Annotated in this window: 16 protein-coding genes; 13 read left to right on the top strand and 3 right to left on the bottom strand. The window is 66.7% G+C overall.

Annotation, left to right across the window (positions count from 1 at the left end):
- The first annotated feature begins 182 nt into the window (after positions 1-182).
- Genes GDH07_RS10825 through GDH07_RS10805 form a run of 5 tightly spaced genes read left to right on the top strand, consistent with a single transcriptional unit; the run spans position 183 to position 6,127 of the window.
- The gene (locus tag GDH07_RS10825; RefSeq protein ID WP_022639076.1) at positions 183-716 is read left to right on the top strand and encodes a 2,4'-dihydroxyacetophenone dioxygenase family protein; all 534 of its coding nucleotides are present in this window, start codon (positions 183-185) and stop codon (positions 714-716) included.
- A gap of 32 nt (positions 717-748) precedes the next feature.
- The gene (locus GDH07_RS10820; RefSeq protein ID WP_152897520.1) at positions 749-2,014 is read left to right on the top strand and encodes an MFS transporter; all 1,266 of its coding nucleotides are present in this window, start codon (positions 749-751) and stop codon (positions 2,012-2,014) included.
- Positions 2,011-3,075, top strand: a complete 1,065-nt coding sequence (locus tag GDH07_RS10815) for a 2,3-butanediol dehydrogenase (protein WP_152897519.1) — start codon at positions 2,011-2,013, stop codon at positions 3,073-3,075. The genes GDH07_RS10820 and GDH07_RS10815 overlap by 4 nt, the downstream gene beginning before the upstream one ends.
- Positions 3,076-3,128: 53 nt before the next feature.
- Entirely contained in the window at positions 3,129-4,430 is a 1,302-nt protein-coding gene (locus GDH07_RS10810) for a carbohydrate porin (protein WP_152897518.1), read from the top strand.
- 35 nt (positions 4,431-4,465) lie between these two features.
- Positions 4,466-6,127: a GMC family oxidoreductase gene (locus GDH07_RS10805; RefSeq protein ID WP_053130705.1), complete on the top strand. Its 1,662-nt coding sequence runs from the start codon at positions 4,466-4,468 to the stop codon at positions 6,125-6,127.
- A gap of 8 nt (positions 6,128-6,135) precedes the next feature.
- Here GDH07_RS10805 and GDH07_RS10800 read toward each other — a convergent pair whose 3' ends face one another.
- Both GDH07_RS10800 and hpaA read right to left on the bottom strand, forming a co-directional pair.
- Positions 6,136-7,227 (bottom strand): DUF1176 domain-containing protein, encoded by a 1,092-nt coding sequence (locus GDH07_RS10800; RefSeq protein ID WP_152897517.1) that lies wholly within the window; start codon positions 7,225-7,227, stop codon positions 6,136-6,138.
- Between the two features lie 110 nt (positions 7,228-7,337).
- Positions 7,338-8,258 (bottom strand): 4-hydroxyphenylacetate catabolism regulatory protein HpaA, encoded by a 921-nt coding sequence (gene hpaA / locus GDH07_RS10795; RefSeq protein WP_022639084.1) that lies wholly within the window; start codon positions 8,256-8,258, stop codon positions 7,338-7,340.
- A 204-nt stretch (positions 8,259-8,462) separates the two neighbouring features.
- On the opposite strand from hpaA, the gene GDH07_RS10790 reads away from it, so the two are divergent.
- The 8 genes from GDH07_RS10790 (at position 8,463) to hpaI (ending at position 15,938) form a co-directional block, all read left to right on the top strand.
- On the top strand, positions 8,463-9,134 hold the full coding sequence (locus tag GDH07_RS10790) for a fumarylacetoacetate hydrolase family protein (RefSeq protein WP_053130711.1): 672 nt from the start codon (positions 8,463-8,465) through the stop codon (positions 9,132-9,134).
- Positions 9,131-9,910 (top strand): fumarylacetoacetate hydrolase family protein, encoded by a 780-nt coding sequence (locus GDH07_RS10785; RefSeq protein ID WP_053130714.1) that lies wholly within the window; start codon positions 9,131-9,133, stop codon positions 9,908-9,910. The genes GDH07_RS10790 and GDH07_RS10785 overlap by 4 nt, the downstream gene beginning before the upstream one ends.
- Positions 9,907-11,367, top strand: a complete 1,461-nt coding sequence (gene hpaE, locus GDH07_RS10780; RefSeq protein ID WP_152897516.1) for a 5-carboxymethyl-2-hydroxymuconate semialdehyde dehydrogenase — start codon at positions 9,907-9,909, stop codon at positions 11,365-11,367. The genes GDH07_RS10785 and hpaE overlap by 4 nt, the downstream gene beginning before the upstream one ends.
- A gap of 213 nt (positions 11,368-11,580) precedes the next feature.
- Positions 11,581-12,438, top strand: coding sequence for a 3,4-dihydroxyphenylacetate 2,3-dioxygenase (gene hpaD / locus GDH07_RS10775; RefSeq protein WP_152897515.1), 858 nt, complete (start codon positions 11,581-11,583; stop codon positions 12,436-12,438).
- A 134-nt stretch (positions 12,439-12,572) separates the two neighbouring features.
- Complete coding sequence (locus tag GDH07_RS10770; protein ID WP_053130723.1) at positions 12,573-12,959, top strand: tautomerase family protein; 387 nt, start codon at positions 12,573-12,575, stop codon at positions 12,957-12,959.
- Between the two features lie 54 nt (positions 12,960-13,013).
- A complete protein-coding gene (locus tag GDH07_RS10765; RefSeq protein WP_022639089.1) occupies positions 13,014-14,321 on the top strand; it encodes an MFS transporter in 1,308 nt (435 codons plus the stop codon).
- Positions 14,322-14,323: 2 nt separating this feature from the next.
- Positions 14,324-15,127, top strand: coding sequence for a 2-oxo-hept-4-ene-1,7-dioate hydratase (gene hpaH / locus GDH07_RS10760; RefSeq protein WP_031319953.1), 804 nt, complete (start codon positions 14,324-14,326; stop codon positions 15,125-15,127).
- A gap of 10 nt (positions 15,128-15,137) precedes the next feature.
- Positions 15,138-15,938, top strand: a complete 801-nt coding sequence (gene hpaI, locus GDH07_RS10755) for a 4-hydroxy-2-oxoheptanedioate aldolase (protein WP_103326081.1) — start codon at positions 15,138-15,140, stop codon at positions 15,936-15,938.
- Between the two features lie 156 nt (positions 15,939-16,094).
- Here hpaI and GDH07_RS10750 read toward each other — a convergent pair whose 3' ends face one another.
- The gene (locus GDH07_RS10750; protein ID WP_152897514.1) at positions 16,095-17,246 is read right to left on the bottom strand and encodes a glycerate kinase; all 1,152 of its coding nucleotides are present in this window, start codon (positions 17,244-17,246) and stop codon (positions 16,095-16,097) included.
- Between the last annotated feature and the right edge of the window lie 110 nt (positions 17,247-17,356).

The raw sequence follows: 17,356 nt of genomic DNA, 5'->3' as shown, positions 1-17,356 counted from the left end.
TCTGAATGATCTCACCTGTCAACTTCCCCCGCCCACTGGCAACCGCCGTGGAGCAACCGTCCGAAACCGACAACAAAGCGGTCCGATCCGGACAAACCGCCAGCCCCTGGCCGGCCTAGAGTCGTGCCGTCAGCCCCGCTGGCATTGCACCGACGACTCCACGACAACAAGAGAGACCGACCATGCCTGAAGCCGCCACCCGAGAGTTCTGGAAAGACCTGCAGCCCATCGCCAACTGCTTCAAGCCCGACGCCAAGCCCGAGGTCTACCTGCCCGACGCCGCCAGCGACGACCTGAGCCTGTACGTGCCCTTCACCGAGACCGTATCTTCGCGCCCGCTGTGGATCTCCCCCAGCGAGAACCGCTGGTGCGACATCCTGATGGCCAGCAGCGCCGGGCTGGTCAACCGCCACTACCACCCCCACGAGGTCTTCGCCTACACCCTGTCCGGCAAGTGGGGTTACCTGGAGCACGAATGGACCGCCACCGCCGGCGACTTCGTCTACGAGACCCCAGGCGAAGGCCACACCCTGGTGGCCTACGAACACGAGCAGCCGATGCGGGTGTTCTTCATCGTCAAGGGCCCATTGATCTGGCTCGACGAACAGGGCGAGCCCGACGGCTACTTCGACGTGCATTCCTACATCGCCATGTGCCGTGCGCACTACGAAAACATCGGCCTGGGCGCGGCCCATATCGACACCCTGTTTCGCTGATCACGGCCTCGACCTGCGTGCGGAGAATCACCATGGCTTATAAAAACAACAAGGCCAGCTACGAGAACACCTTGCTGGGGGTGCTGTTCCTGACCTTCGGCTTCGTGTTTTTCGACCGCCTGGCGCTGTCCTTCCTGTTCCCCTTCATGGCCGACGAGTTGCAACTGGGCAACCGCCACCTGGGCTTGCTGTCTTCGGTGCTGGCCCTGGCCTGGGCGGTTTCCGGGGCGCTGGTAGGGGCCTGGTCGGACCGCCGGGGCCGGCGCAAGCCGCTCTTGATCGTTGCGGTGCTGCTGTTCTCGCTGTGTTCGGCGCTGTCGGGTCTGGTCACCGGCTTTCTCAGCCTGCTGCTGTTTCGCGCCATCATGGGCCTGGCCGAAGGGCCGATCCTGCCGCTGTCGCAATCGCTGATGGTGGAAGCTTCCTCGCCTCACCGTCGGGGCCTGAACATGGGCCTGCTGCAAGGCTCGGCCGCCGGCCTGCTGGGGGCGGTGATCGGCCCGCCGGTCCTGGTGGCCCTGGCCGAGGCCTACGGCTGGCGCCATGCGTTCATCATCTCGCTGGTGCCCGGCTTGCTGATCGCCCTGCTGATCTGGCACTACGTCCAGCCGGATGCGCCCAGCCGCGCAGCGTCCGTACAGGGCCCGAGCAGCAACGGTATCAGTCGGCTGGCGCTGCTCAAGAGCCGCAACATCCTGCTGTGCACCCTGATCAGCTGCTTCTTCCTGACCTGGTTCATTGTGTTGATCTCCTTCACCCCGACCTTCCTGGTCAAGGTCCGCGACTACAGCCCGGCCAGCATGGGCACGGTGATGAGCTGCCTGGGCGGTGCCTGGGTGCTTTGGGGGTTCGGCGTACCGGCGATTTCCGACCGCATCGGCCGGCGCCCGACCCTGGTGCTGTTCTCGCTGGTGGCGGCCTGCTGTCCCCTGGCCCTGCTCTTCGCGCCCACGCCGTGGCTGCTGGGCGTGCTGATGCTGCTGACCTACACCGGGCTGGGCTGCTTCACCCTGTTCATGGCCACCATCCCGGCGGAGACCGTGCCCCGGGAAGTCATGGCCACGGCCCTGGGGCTGATCATGGGCATCGGGGAGCTGGTGGGTGGTTTCGTCGCCCCGACCCTCGCCGGCTTCGCCGCCGATCGCTTCGGTTTGTCGATCGTCATGTGGATGTCCTGCGCCGGTGCGCTGCTGGCCGCGGCCCTGGCGCTGCTGCTCAAGGAAACCGCGCCGGCGGTGCTGGCCCGGCGTCAGGCCGCGAACCTCCACTCACCGACCCTGCAAGGAGAACGCCCATGAAAGCACTGCGTTGGCATGCTGCCCGCGACCTGCGCCTGAGCCAGGTACAACTGCGCCAGCCCGGCCTTGGCCAGGTGCTGCTGCAAGTCGCCTACTGCGGCATCTGCGGCAGCGACCTGCACGAATACGCCAATGGCCCGCACTCCATCCCCCAGCAGCAGGCGCATCCGCTGTCCGGTTGCCGGGCACCCGTGACCCTGGGCCACGAGTTCTGCGGCCAGGTGCTGGCCCTGGGACCCGGGGTCGATCCCGGGCTGCTCGGCCAGCGGGTGGCGGTGGAACCGGAATACCGTTGCGGCCAATGCCGGTATTGCCAGGCGGGCCAGTACAACCTCTGTGAGTCCATGGGTTTCATCGGCCTGATGGGCGACGGCGGTTTTGCCGAACAGGCGCTGGTTCCGGCCTACATGCTGCACCGGCTGCCCGATAGCGTCAGTTTCCGCCAGGCGGCGTTGCTGGAACCGGCGGCCGTGGCCTGCCACGCCCTGAACCAGAGCAGCCTGCAACCCGGCGCCAGCTGCGCGGTGTTCGGCCTGGGGCCCATTGGCCTGCTGCTGGTAATGCTGGCCCGGCTCCGTGGGGTCGAGCGCATCTATGCCGTGGACCTGGACCCCGGGCGCCGGCAACTGGCCCTGGCACTTGGGGCCACCCAAGCCCTGGATGGCGCGGCGCCCGACTTGCGCCAGCGACTGCGGCAGTTGAGCGATGGCGGGCTGGACAGCGCCTTCGAGGCGGCCGGTAGCCAGCAGACCCTGGACCATGCCCTGCACAGCCTGCGCAAAGGCGGCGAAGCGGTGCTGGTGGGGCTGATGGGCCAGGTGCAATTCGATGCCTTCCACCTGGTCAACAACGAGCTGCGCCTGCTGGGCAGCGTCGGCTACCGCGACGTCTATCCGCAGTTGCTGGAGCTGCTGGCCAGCAAGGCCCTGGATCTGTCGCGGCTGGTCAGCCGCTGCCTGTCCCTGGAGCAGGCGGTAACGGAGGGTTTCGAGGTCCTGCTGCAGGACAAGTGCCAGATCAAGGTGCTGGTAAACCCCTGCCCGGCCCTGGCCGAAGCCTGATCGAGGCGCTGTTCATCACTCACCACAAGAACAACAACAAACGAGTACCCGACATGAATGCCACCCATGCTCTCGGCCCGCTGCTGGCCGCCCTGCTGTTGCCCCTGCCCGGCCTTGCCGCTACCGCCAGCGAACCGCGTAGCGGACCGCTGGCCGGCCTGGGCGACTACCTGGCCGGACAAGGCGTCACCCCGCATATCCAGTTCCTCAGCCTGTCCATGAAGAACCTCGATACCGGCCCCCGGCCCCACAGCTTCGGCAACAGCGGCGACCTGTTCGTCGGCGCCGATATCGACCTTGCGACCTTCGCCGGCCTGGACGGTGCGGCCCTGCATGTCGAGCAGACGCTGTTCATCCTCGACCAGGGGACCGGCGTACCCACCTCGCGCAACTGGCAAGGGGCCGCCGGCAGCTACTTCGGCGGCGCGCCGATCCACAACGACCTGACCAGCAACCAGCTGAGCCTGTTGACCTACCAGCAGACCTGGCTCGACGGCCAGGTCGACCTGAGCCTGGGGCGGACCAACGCCCGGCGCTATTTCTACATCTACAACTGCGAGAGCACGGTGACCTGCAACGACCCGATCATCGAGGCCTCCACCGGTATCCTGCCGCCACCCTACGGGGCCTGGGGCGGCTACCTGAAGTATCAGGTGACGCCGCAGTGGTACCTGCATGGCGGTGCCTTCGAATCCAACCCGGTGGACTACCTCAAGCATCGCCAGGGCCTGGACTTCAGCACCGACGATGCCAGCGGCACCAGCCTGCTGCTGGGCGTGGGCAGCCAGCGGCAGGACGGCTATGGCTTTCACTACGAGCTCAACGGCTACTACAACACCTCCAAGCAGGAAGACCCGCTGACCGGCGCCACCGCCTTCGGCAGCGCTGGCGCCTTCTTCAAGTTCCAGCAGGCTGTGTGGCGCGCCGACGGCGGATCAGGCAGCGCGCCACAGGCCCTGCTGCTGTTCGGCTCGCTGTCGGCGGCGGCCGATGCCAAGCAACCCTTCAGCCACTTCGCCGAGGCCGGCCTGACCTATCTCGCGCCCTTCGACCGCCCGCAAGACAAGCTCAACTTCAAGGCCAGCTACCTGCGCCTGAACGATCACCAACTGCGCTTCCAGCAGCAGGCACGGATCGCCAACGACGGCGACTCGCGCCTGGGCCGGCGCAATGTCTATGCCCTGGAAGCCAACGCGAACATCGCCCTGACCCGGCAACTAACCCTGGAGCCTAGCGTCCAGTACTTGATCAACCCGGACAATTTCTACAACCCCGAAGCCCGCGAGCTGAGCGGCAACGGCTTTGTCGTCGGCCTGCAAGTGAGCCTGGACGTCGGCTCGCTGCTGGGGTTGTGAGATGGATTTCCCCGACTGCCCAAGAGGTCACCGCCATGCCTGAAACTCCACCCCACAGCTACGACTACATCGTGGTCGGCGCCGGCTCCGCCGGTTGCGTGCTGGCCAACCGACTGTCCGCCGACCCCAGCCTCAAGGTGTGCCTGATCGAGGCCGGCCCCAGCGACCGCAGCCTGCTGCCGGGCGCCTACATACGCACGCCGGCGGGCATCATCCGCCTGATCGCCAACCCGCGCTGGAACTGGATGCATGCCTTCAGCGCCCAGGCCACCAGCGGCGGACGCCCGATCCCCTGCCCCCGGGGTCGGGTCTGGGGCGGCTCCAGCGCCATCAACGGCATGATCTACATCCGTGGCCATCGCCACGACTACGACCAGTGGGCCGCCGCCGGCAACCAGGGCTGGAGCCATGACGAGTTGCTGCCCTACTTCAAGCGCTCGGAGCACTTCGAGCCCGGGGACGCGCCCTGGCATGGTCGTGGCGGCGAACTCAACGTCGCCGAGCAGCGCAGCCCCAGTCCGGTGAACCGGGTGTTCTTCGAGGCGGCCACGGAGTTGGGCTGGAGCTACAACCCGGACTTCAACGGGCCGGAGCAGGAAGGTTTCGGGCCCTTTCACGTTACCCAGGTCAACGGCGAGCGTTGCAGTGCAGCCCGGGCTTTCCTGCACCCGGTGCTGGAGCGCCCGAACCTGACGGTGCTGAGCAGCACCCTGAGCCATCGAGTGTCGCTGCAAGGCAACCGCGCCTGTGGCGTGGAGGTCAGCCAGGACGGCCAGGTGCGCCAGCTGCTGGCGCGGCGCGAGGTGATCCTCTGCGCCGGGGCGATCAACTCGCCGCAGTTGTTGCTGCTCTCGGGGATCGGTCCCGCCGAGGAGCTGCAACGCCATGGCATCGCCCAGCGCCATGCCCTGCCCGGGGTCGGCCATAACCTGCAGGACCACCAGGACATCGTGTTGATGTACCGCTGCCGTCCCGAGCTGAGCTACGGCCTGTCGCCCCGGGGCTTACTGCCCCTGGCCCGCTCGCCCTGGCAGTACCTGGCCCGGCGCCGGGGGCCGTTGACGTCAAACACGGTGGAGTCCGGGGCTTTCTTGCGCCTGGACCCGGACTCGCCGGTGCCGGAGCTGGGCCTGATCGTCGCCCCGGCGTTGAAGAACCAGCCGCAACGCCTGGTGCCGGTAGGCCATGGCATCAGCCTGCATGTGGCGGTAATGCACCCGCAAAGCCGCGGCCGGGTGCGCCTCAACTCGGCCGACCCGCAGGACAAGCCGCTGATCGAGGCCAACTTCCTCAGCCACCCGGAGGACATGCGCAAGCTGGTGGCCGGCCTGCGCCTGGTGCGCCGGCTGGCGGCGACCCGGGCCTTCGCCCAACACCTGCAGGACGAGCTGGTGCCCGGGCCGCAGGTGCAGAGCCAGGAACAGATCGAGCAGTGGATCCGCCACAACCTGGGCACGGTGTTCCACCCGGTGGGCAGCTGCAAGATGGGCCATGACGAATGGGCGGTGGTGGACGACCAGCTGCGGGTCCATGGCCTGCAGGGGCTGCGGGTGGCGGACGCCTCGATCATGCCGCAGCTGATCACCGGCAACACCAACGCCGCAGCGATCATGATCGGCGAGAAGGCCGCCGACCTGGTGCTGGCCAGCGCGCGGGCGCAAGCGAGCCTCGTGCCCCAGGGTGAGGCTTGCACCTGATGCCGGGCTCAGGAGCGCTTCGGCACCTCGGCGCTCCAGAGCACCGGCCATTGGTCGTAGCCCAGGCCACTGCAGTTGGGCATGCGCCGGTAGTCGGTAAGCTGGAAGGTCTGGCCGTCGAAGTGCCAACTGGCCATTTCACCGCAGTCGCCTATGCCGCGCCCCATCAGGTAGCTGCTGAGCAGGCCGGTCTCGGGGTCATAGTTGAGGCCACCGGCATGGTCGACACTGCCAGCCGGCAACGCTTGTATCTGCAGGGCTTGCAGCCCGTATGGCGCGCTCCGCGAGCGGCTGCTGATATCGAACAGGCAGGTGTAGGCGCCGCAGTCGGAAAACTCGAACACCAGCGCCTGCTGCTCGGTCAGGGGATAGACCTCGATCCTCGGCGGCATGACGTAGTCATCGTCTTGCACGGCCTTCGGTGCCGGCAATGCCGCCTGCACCGCCGCCAGCAGCCCTGCACGTTCCTGAACGCCAAGGGGCGTCACCCCCGGGTAGGGACGCAATGCCCGGGGCGGCTGGACCCGGGGCACCGAGCTCGCTGGCTGCTCGCCGGGTTCGGCCAGGGCGCTGGCCGTGCCCTGGCGGTGCTGGACCTGGTCCACCCGGTGCAGCAAGTGCGGCAGAGTCGCCAGGAGCACTTGGGCCGGCTCCTCACCGGGCAGCTCCAGCACCTGCCCGGCCTGCAGCCGTGCCAGCCACTGGCGGGCCAGGGCCTGGTCCTCGACCCGGTAATACTGTTGCTCTGGGTTACTGTCTGGGCCCTGCGGTTCCTCGACCAAAGCCGCCAGCAAGGCTGGTTCCAGCGGCTGGCCATCCAGGCGCAACGCCTGCAGCTGGAATGGCGCCCCCTGGTGCTCCAGTTGCAGTTGCACCCGCCCCGCGGGGCCGGCCTGGCTGCGGATGATCAGCGTCAGGTGGTTGACCTGCTCGGCAAACTCGATGTTCGGCACATAGAGCAGTTGGCAATCGCGGCGGTTGTCGCACGCGCTGATCCAGCCCTTCTGCTGCTGCCACAGCGGCGTCAGCTCGGGCAGCTCCCGGGCCTGGCAGGCCATGGCGCCAAGCATCAGCAGGGACAACGCAACGGGACGCAGCATGACGACGCTCCTTGTCGGAAAAGGCGCGGATTCTGCCACGCTCGCCAGGTTTCGAATACCACCGGCAAGGCCTGCGGGCGGCGCCTGCCCACCCAGCCCGGCTGTTGCACTCAGTGACCCGGCACAGGCGACGTGACCAGCCCCTGGCGCGCCCGATACTCGCCTGGGGCGGCCTTGGCATAGCGCTGGAAGAACCGGCTGAAATAGGCCGGATCCTTGAACCCCAGCTGGTAGCAGATTTCGCTGGCCGAGCTGCCGGTGAACAGCAACAGGCGCTTGGCCTCCTGCATCAGGCGTTCGTAAACCAAGTGCTTGGACGGCAAGTCGGCGATGCGCCGGCAAACATCGTTGAGCCGCGCCTCGGTCACCCCGATCTGCCCGGCATAACGCCCCAGGGGCCAGTGCTCCAGGTAGTGGGCCTCGATCAGCTCGTTGAAGCGATGGAAGATCTGCAGGTCTTCATGGCGCGCCGGGCGGGCTTCCAGGGAGTTGGCCGAGAGCCGCAGCAGGCTGATCAGCAGCAACCGGGTCAAGGCTTGCAGCGCCGGCTCGCGCCCGGCCCGCTGCCCGTCGATCTCCTGCTGCAATTCATGGAACAGGCATTCCAGGCGCCGCACCTCGCCGGCGAACCCGGCACCGAGCCGGCCCAGGGCCACGCACGCCGGCGGCACCTGGGGAGCCGGGGCCAGGGCCGGGTCTGCGCCGATCAACTCCCATACCAGTTGCTGGCGCACCGTGAGCACATGGCCCTCGGCATCGGCCTCGGTGACGAAGGCATGGGCGATGGTCGGCGGCGTGAGGAAGAACATCGGCCCGGACTCCAGGTATTGCCGGTCGTCGAGGTAGACGCGCACCGCGCCGCTTTGCACGTAGTGCACCTGGAAGAACCGGTCATGGCGGTGCACCGGCATGTTGCGACCGAAAAAACCGGCCAGGTTGCTCAGCTTGTCGTAATGCACCTGGGCATCGGCGTAGCGCTGGTCGTAGACCTGGCCGATGTTGATGTTTGGGATCGGTTGGCGTGGGTGCATGGCGCCCCTCTCTTGTTGTTTTCAGCACGCGGGCCTGGGCCATCCTGGGTGATTCGCCGCTTACCCGCCAGGGTGCGGCACAACATGCAAGACAGCTGCTTGACGATCGTTAACATATTAAATATAACGTTAACACATTAACGAATTCATCCCGCGACCGGCAAGCGCCGCACGGGCCCGAGACCCGCAACCAGGAGACGCTCGATGAGCCGAGCCTTGAACGACCACGCTGGCGGCACCCTGTTCGGCGTGGCGCTGAACTACCAGGGGTTGCTGCACGAGCACCTAGAGAGCTTCAGCCAGCCGCCCTACCAGAAGCCGCCGGTGAAGCCGGTGCTGTTCATCAAGACCCCCAACACCCGCAACCAGCACGACGGCGCTGTCGAGCATCCGGCCGGCGAACGGCTGCAACCGGGCCCGGCCCTGGCCGTGGTGATCGGCAAGCGCGCCAGTCGGGTCAGCGAAGCCCAGGCCCTGGAACACGTGGCCGGCTACACCATCGCCAACGAATTCAGCCTGCCGGAGGACAGCTACTACCGCCCGGCGGTCAAGGCCAAGTGTCGCGACGGCTTCTGCGCCCTGGGCCCGGTCCTGGTGCCGGCCGCCGAGGTCGCCGACCCGCAGGCGCTGACCATCAAGCTGCTGGTCAATGGCCAGGTGGTGCAGGAAAACACCACCGCCAACCAGGTCCGCAGCGTGGCCCGGCTGATCGCCGAGCTCAGCGAATTCATGACCCTGGACGTCGGCGATGTGCTGCTCACCGGCACCCCCGAAGGCCGGGTCGACGTGCAGCCCGGTGATCGCGTCGATATCGAGATCAGCGGCCTGGGCCGCCTCACCAACCACATCGTCGCGCCACAGGAGGCTCGCCCATGAAACACGCCCGCATCCTGTTCGAAGGAAAGGTTCACAGGGTCCAGGTCGACGACCAGCACAACGTGCGCCTGGCCGATGGCCGCACGCTCGGTGAGCAACAGGTCACCTGGCTGCCGCCCGCCACCGGCAACATGTTCGCCCTGGGCCTGAACTATGCCGACCACGCCCGCGAGCTGGCCTTCACCCCGCCCACCGAGCCCCTGGCGTTCATCAAGTCACCGGGCACCTACACCGGCCACAACCAGCGGACCTGGCGCCCGGATGGCGTGGCCTACATGCACTACGAGTGCGAGCTGGTGGCGGTCATCGGCAAGCCGGCGAAGAACGTCAAGCGCGCCGACGCCCTCGACTACCTGGCCGGCTACACGGTGTGCAACGACTACGCCATCCGCGACTACCTGGAAAACTACTACCGCCCCAACCTGCGGGTGAAGAACCGCGATGCCACCACCCCGGTGGGCCCCTGGATCGTCGACGTCGGCGACGTGCCCGATCCCGGCAACCTGAAGCTGCGCACCTGGATCAACGGCGAGCTGAAGCAGGAAGGCACCACTGCGGACATGATCTTCGACATTCCCTACCTGATCGAATACTTCTCCAGCTTCATGACCCTGCAACCGGGCGACATGATCGCCACCGGCACCCCCGAGGGCCTGGCCGACGTGGTGCCCGGCGATGAAGTGGTGGTGGAAGTGCAAGGCGTAGGGCGCCTGGTCAACCGAATCGTCAGCGAAGCCGAGTTCTTCGCCCATCCAGCACAAGGGGCAACAGCATGATCAAGCATTGGATCGACGGCCGCGAAGTCGCAAGCCGCGACACCTTCGTCAACTACAACCCGGCCACCGGCGAGGCCATCGGCGAAGTCGCCAGCGGCGGCGCCGAGGAAGTGGCCCGTGCGGTGGCTGCGGCCAAGGAAGCGTTCCCGAAATGGGCCAATACCCCGGCCAAGGAACGCGCACGCCTGATGCGCCGCCTGGGTGAGCTGATCGACCAGAACGTGCCGCAACTGGCGGAGCTGGAAACCCTGGACACCGGCCTGCCGATCCACCAGACCCGCAACGTGCTGATTCCCCGGGCCTCGCACAACTTCGATTTCTTCGCCGAGGTCTGCACCCGCATGGACGGCCACAGCTACCCGGTGGACGACCAGATGCTCAACTACACCCTGTACCAGCCGGTGGGGGTCTGCGCCCTGGTGTCACCGTGGAACGTGCCTTTTATGACCGCCACCTGGAAGACCGCGCCCTGCCTGGCCCTGGGCAACACTGCGGTGCTGAAGATGAGCGAGCTATCGCCGCTGACCGCCAACGAACTAGGACGCCTGGCCGTGGAAGCCGGCATTCCCAACGGCGTGCTCAACGTGATCCAGGGCTATGGCGCCACCGCCGGCGATGCCCTGGTGCGCCACCCGGATGTGCGCGCCATTTCCTTCACTGGCGGCACTGCCACCGGCAAGAAGATCATGCAGACTGCGGGCCTGAAGAAGTACTCCATGGAATTGGGGGGCAAGTCGCCGGTGCTGATCTTCGAGGACGCCGACCTGGAACGGGCCCTAGACGCCGCGCTGTTCACCATTTTCTCGCTCAATGGCGAGCGCTGCACCGCCGGCAGCCGGATCTTCATCCAGCAAAGCGTGTACCCGCAGTTCGTCAAGGAGTTCGCGGCCCGGGCCAAGCGCCTGATCGTCGGTGACCCGACCGACCCCAAGACCCAGGTCGGCTCGATGATCACCCAGCAGCACTACGACAAGGTCACCGGCTACATCCGCATCGGTATCGAGGAAGGCGCGACCCTGCTGGCCGGTGGCCTGGAGCGGCCGGCCGGCCTGGCGGCGCACCTGTCGCGCGGGCAATTCATCCAGCCCACGGTGTTCGCCGACGTGGACAACAAGATGCGCATCGCCCAGGAAGAGATCTTCGGCCCGGTGGTGTGCCTGATCCCGTTCAAGGACGAAGCCGAGGCCCTGGCCCTGGCCAACGACACCGAGTACGGCCTGGCGTCCTACATCTGGACCCAGGACATCGGCAAGGCCCACCGCCTGGCCCGGGGCATCGAGGCCGGCATGGTGTTCATCAACAGCCAGAACGTGCGCGACCTGCGCCAACCATTCGGCGGCGTCAAGGGCTCGGGCACCGGGCGCGAAGGGGGTGAATACAGCTTCGAGGTGTTCGCCGAGATCAAGAACGTCTGCCTCTCCATGGGCAGCCACCACATCCCGCGCTGGGGCGTGTAACAGGCCGTTGAAAAACTACCTGCGTTGCCATCGCTGCGTTGAAAACAGGCTGGTGCGCCAGCCCGGTCAAAATGCTCATTTACCACTTGTAAACTGCGCTTTTTCGCCTGCTTTCGCCTTGCGCTGGCTGCCTCGCCTACGTTTTTCAACGGTCTGGTAAGGTTCAGGACCGTCCCGGATCCCCCAACAATAAGATGTTTCAGGAGAAGCACCATGGGCGAAGTCGTCATGGCCGCCAAGGTCTGCCACGTTCCATCGATGTACCTGTCCGAGTTGCCGGGCAAGCACCACGGCTGCCGCGAGGCGGCCATCGCCGGGCACAAGGAAATCGCTCGCCGGGCCCGGGCCCTGGGCGCCGACACCGCGGTGGTGTTCGATGTGCACTGGCTGGTCAACAGCGGCTACCACATCAATTGCGGCGAGGTGTTCAACGGCACCTACACCAGCAACGAGCTGCCGCATTTCATCAAGAACATGACCTACGACTACCCGGGCTGCCCGGCGCTTGGGGAGTTGATCGCCGCCGAGGCCAACGCCGCCGACGTGCGCGCCCTGGCCCATAACATCCCCAGCCTGGAGCTGGAGTACGGGACCCTGGTACCCATGCGCTACATGCACATGGACGTGCCCGCCGCCGAGCATTTCCAGGTGGTGTCCATCGCTGCCTGGTGCGCCTGGCACAAGCTGGCCGACAGCTTCACCTTCGGCGCCGCCGTGCGCCGGGCCATCGAGAAGAGCGACCGCAAGGTCCTGGTGCTGGCCTCCGGCTCCCTGTCCCACCGGTTTTCCGATGACCGCGAGGCCGAGGCCAACATCCACAACTGGACCCGGGAATTCGACAAGCAGGTCGACCAGCGCGTGGTGGAGTTGTGGCAGCAGGGCCGCTTCCGCGAGTTCTGCGCGATGCTCCCCGACTACGCCGAGCACTGCTATGGCGAAGGCAAGATGCACGACACCGCGATGCTCCTCGGGCTGCTGGGCGGCCCCGAGTACAACCGCCCGGCCGAGATCGTCACGCCGCTGTTCGGCAGCTCCGGCACCGGCCAGATCAACGCCATTTTTCCGTTGTGAAGGCAGCGACAAGCTTCTAGCTACGAGCTGCAAGAAAACGCCAAGAGCAGCGGTGAGCCGCGAGCCCCAGCCACAGGAGATCCCTCTTGCAGCTTGCGGCTTGCCACTTGCCGCTGCCCACAAAGGAGGTTCCCGTGCCGCATTTCATCGCTGAATACACCGACAACATCGAAGCCCAGGCCGACCTGCCGGGGCTGTTCGAAAAGGTCCACGACTACCTGGGCGCCAGTGGCGTGTTCCCCCTGGGCGGCATCCGCAGCCGCGGGGTACGCCTGGACACCTGGCGCATGGCCGACGGCAAGCATGACTACGCCTTCGTCCATATGCGCCTGCAAGTGGGGGCCGGGCGCGACCTTGAAACCCGGCGCCAGGTGGCCGAGGGCCTGTTCCAGATCATCAAGGCGCACTTCGCCCAGTTGCAGGCCCAGCGCCTGCTGGCCCTGTCGTTCGAGATGAGCGAGCTGGAGGCCGAGCTCAACTTCAAGCACAACAACGTCCACGCCTTCCTCAAGTCGCTGTAGCCGCCGTAACCGGCGGCTTGCGCAACCCACAAGAACAACAACGAGGCCATGCCCATGTCCCGCCCTGCCATTGCCCAGGCCCCGCTGGCCGAGGCCAACGATTGCTATCGCAAGATCACCTGGCGCCTGATGCCATTGCTGTTCGTCTGCTACATCTTCGCCCACCTGGATCGGATCAACATCGGCTTCGCCAAGTTGCAGATGACCCAGGACCTGGGCTTCAGCGACAGCGTCTACGGCCTGGGCGCCGGGTTGTTCTTCATCGCCTACGCGCTGTTCGGCGTGCCCAGCAACCTGGCCCTGGAGCGGGTCGGGCCACGGCGCTGGATCGCCCTGCTGATGCTGGTCTGGGGCCTGCTGTCCAGCGCGCTGATGCTGGTCCAGGACGCCTGGGGTTTCTATGTGCTGCGCTTCTTGCTGGGGGTGGCCGAGGCCGGCTTCTTTCCCGGCATCCTGGTGCTGCTCAACCGCTGGTTCCCCGCCGACCGCCGTGGCCAGGCCACCGCGCTGTTCGCCATCGCCGTGCCCATGGCCGGGGTCCTGGGCGGCCCGCTGTCGGGCTGGATCCTGGAGAATTTCCATGACCGGGGCGGCTTGCGCGGCTGGCAATGGATGTTTTTGATCGAGGGCCTGCCGGTGGTGCTGCTCGGGCTGCTGGTGCTCAAGGCATTGCCGGACAGCATCGACCAGGCCACGTGGCTCAGCGCCGCGCAAAAGGCCTGGTTGCACAAGACCCAGCAGCAAGAGGAGCAGCGCAAATCCATCAACCGCTTCAGCGACATTCTCAAGGACCGCCACGCCTGGTTGCTGGTGGGCATCTATTTCGCGGTGATGCTGGCGGTCAATACCATCGCCTTCTGGATGCCGACCCTGATCCACCATTCCGGCGTGGCCGGGGACGGCGACGTCGGCCTGCTCAGCGCCCTGCCCTACCTCGCCGGTTGTCTGTTCATGCTGGCGGTCGGTCGCTCCTCGGACCGCCTGCGCGAACGCCGCTGGCACCTGGCCGTGCCGCTGCTGATGGCCTGCCTGGGCCTGGCGCTGACCGCCCTGGCGCCACAGAACCCCTGGCTGGTGATGTTCGGCCTGCTGGTGGCGGGCATGGGCGCCAGCGCCGCATTGCCGATGTTCTGGCAACTGCCGCCGGCCTTTCTGGCCAGCAATACCCAGGCTGCGGGCATCGCCCTGATCAGCTCCTTCGGCAGCGTCGCGGCCTTCCTCGCGCCTTACCTGATCGGCGTGGTGCGTGACGCCACCCAAAGCGCCAGCCTGGCGCTGTATGCCCTGGCCCTGCTGATCGCCCTGGGCGCCTGGCTGGTGCTCTGGGTGCCGGCCCATATCGTCAACCCACAAGAGAAATGAACATGCTCAGCCCCTCCGCCATCCAACAGGCCGCAGCGCGCCTCGATGCCGCCGAACGCAGCCGCGAACAGATCGGCCAGCTGTCCCTGGAATACCCGGATATCCGCATCGAGGATGCCTATGCGATCCAGCGCAGCTGGGTGGAACGCAAGATCCGCGACGGCCGCCGGCTGGTGGGCCACAAGATCGGCCTCACCTCCCGGGCGATGCAGGTGTCGTCGAACATCAGCGAGCCGGACTTCGGCGCCCTGCTGGACGACATGCTGTTCGATGAAGGCAGTGACATTCCCTTCCAGCGCTTCATCGTGCCGCGGGTCGAGGTGGAGCTGGCGTTCATCCTCGGCAAGCCCCTCAAGGGCCCCGGCTGCACCCTGTTCGATGTGCTGGAGGCCACCGACTGGGTGATCCCGGCGCTGGAGATCATCGACGCGCGCATCCAGCAGGTGGACCCGCAGACCCAGGCCACGCGCAAGGTCTTCGATACCATTTCCGACAACGCCGCCAACGCCGGGGTGGTAATGGGTGGCCGGGCCGTGCGCCCCGGCGACGTGGACCTGCGCAAGGTGCCGGCGGTGCTGTACCGCAACGGCGTGATCGAAGAGTCCGGGGTCTCGGCCGCGGTGCTCAACCACCCGGCCAAGGGCGTGGCCTGGCTGGCCAACAAGCTGGCGGCCTACGACGTCGGCCTGGAAGCCGGGCAGATCATCCTTGGCGGCTCGTTCACCCGTCCGGTGGCCGCGCACCCGGGGGATGTATTCCACGTCGACTACGACCAACTGGGCAGCATCGCCTGCCGTTTCGTCTGAGGAGAACGCCATGGACATGCCGCAGAACCTGTTCAAGCAACGCCTGCAAGGCAGCGAGCCACAGATCGGCCTGTGGCTGGGCCTGGCCAATGCCTACTGCGCCGAGCTGGCGGCCAATGCCGGTTTCGACTGGCTGCTGCTGGACGGCGAGCACGCCCCCAACGACCTGCGCAGCTTGCTGGGGCAATTGCAGGCCATCGCCCCCTACGGTGCCCACGGCATCGTCCGCCCGCCGATCGGCGATACCGCGCTGATCAAGCAGTTGCTGGATATCGGTGCCCAGACCCTGTTGGTGCCCATGGTCGAAAGCGCGGCCCAGGCGCGCCAGCTGGTCAGCGCCATGCGTTATCCGCCCCAGGGCATTCGCGGGGTCGGCAGCGCCCTGGCCCGGGCCTCCCGCTGGAACAGCATCCCCGGCTACCTGGACCAGGCTGACGAACACATGTGCCTGCTGGTGCAGATCGAGAACCTGGAGGGCTTGCGCAACCTGGACGAAATCGTCCGGGTCGAGGGTGTCGATGGCGTGTTCATTGGCCCCGCCGACTTGTCGGCGGCCATGGGTCATCGCGGCAATCCCGGGCATCCGCAGGTGGTCGCGGCGATCGAGGACGCCATCCTGCGGGTGCGCCAGGCCGGCAAGGCCGCGGGCATCCTCAGCGCCGACCCGGGCCTGGCCCGGCGTTGCATCGAGCTGGGAGCCAACTTCGTCGCGGTGGGGGTGGACACCACGGTGCTGATGAAGGGTTTGCAGAACCTGGCCGGGCAGTACAAGGCCCAGGACGCCCCCAGCAGCGAGGGTGGGGTCTACTGAGCGGGGCTTGCGCTAGCAGACCGTTGAAAATCTACCTGCGTTTCCATCGCTGCGTTAAAAACAAGCTTAAAATGCTCATTTACCACTCGTAAACTGCGCTTTTTCGCCTGTTTTTGCCTGGCGCTGGCTGCCTCGCCTACGTTTTTCAACGGCCTGTTAGACACTAGCCTGGCGGGTAGCGGCCAGGCGCCAGAGCCGGGCGATGTCCACCGCCCGCTCACGCAACAATCGCGGGGCCTCGGCGCAGGCCTGTTCCAGGCTCATGGGCCCGGAGGTCAGGGCGAAGGCCGCGTCCACGCCATGGGCGTACATCTGCTGGTAGCCCTCGCCGAGGGTGCCGGCGATGACGATCACCGGCACCCCTTGCTGGCGAGCGATCCGCGCCACGCCGAAGGGCGTCTTGCCACGCAGGGTCTGGGCATCGAAGCGTCCTTCGCCAGTGATCACCAGGTCGGCGCCACGCACCGCCTGTTCCAGCCCTACCAGCTCGGCGACCACTTCCACCCCGGGGCGGAACCTCGCGCCGAGAAACGCCTTGGCGGCGAATCCCAGGCCACCGGCGGCGCCACTGCCGGGTTCGTCACGCACGTCCCTGGGCAGCACCTGGGCGCAGAGATCGGCAAAGTGCCCCAGGGCCTGGTCCAGGGCCTCTACCTGCTGCGCCGAGGCACCCTTTTGCGGGCCGAAGATGGCCGAGGCCCCCTGCTCGCCACACAGGGGATTATTGACGTCGGCGGCGATCTCGAAACGCACCTGGGCCAGGCGCGGGTCCATGGCGTCGAGCTCGATGCTGGCCAGGTCGGCCAGGGCCAGGCCACCCCGGGGCAACACCTGGCCCCGGCGGTCCAGCAGCTTGAGCCCCAGGGCTTGCAGGGCTCCGGCCCCGCCGTCGTTGGTGGCGCTGCCGCCGATGGCCAGGATGATGCGCCGGGCGCCGGCGTCCAGGGCCGCCTGGATCAGTTCACCGGTACCGAAGGTGCTGCTGTGGCAGGCATCGCGCTGGCCTGGCGGCACCAGTTGCAGGCCGCTGGCCTCGGCCATTTCGATGATCGCCGTGTGGCTCGATGCCAGCCAGCCCCAGCGGGCCTGCACTTCGCTACCCAGCGGGCCCTGGACCCGGGTGCTGCGCAGTTGCCCCTGGCATGCGGCGAGTACCGACTCCACCGTGCCCTCGCCACCATCGGCCATCGGGCACTGCAGTACCTGGGCTTCGGGCCAGGCCTCGGCCAGCCCTTGGGCAATGGCCTGGGCCACGCCTTCGGCACTCAGGCTGTCCTTGAACGAGTCGGGGGCGATGATGATTTTCATGGGGTTTCTCCAGTTCTCATGGCGCCATGCTGCCATTTGCCGCAGCGGCTGACGCCGGTCCGCTGCACAAGGGCGCAGGCACTTTATTGTTCATTGCTACAAGCTGCGCA

It is taken from the genome of Pseudomonas piscis (assembly GCF_009380155.1).
In the GTDB taxonomy this organism is placed as follows: Bacteria; Pseudomonadota; Gammaproteobacteria; order Pseudomonadales; family Pseudomonadaceae; genus Aquipseudomonas; species Aquipseudomonas piscis.
The sequence above is the reverse complement of the archived record's forward strand: the minus strand, read 5'-3'. Positions and strand labels throughout refer to the sequence as shown.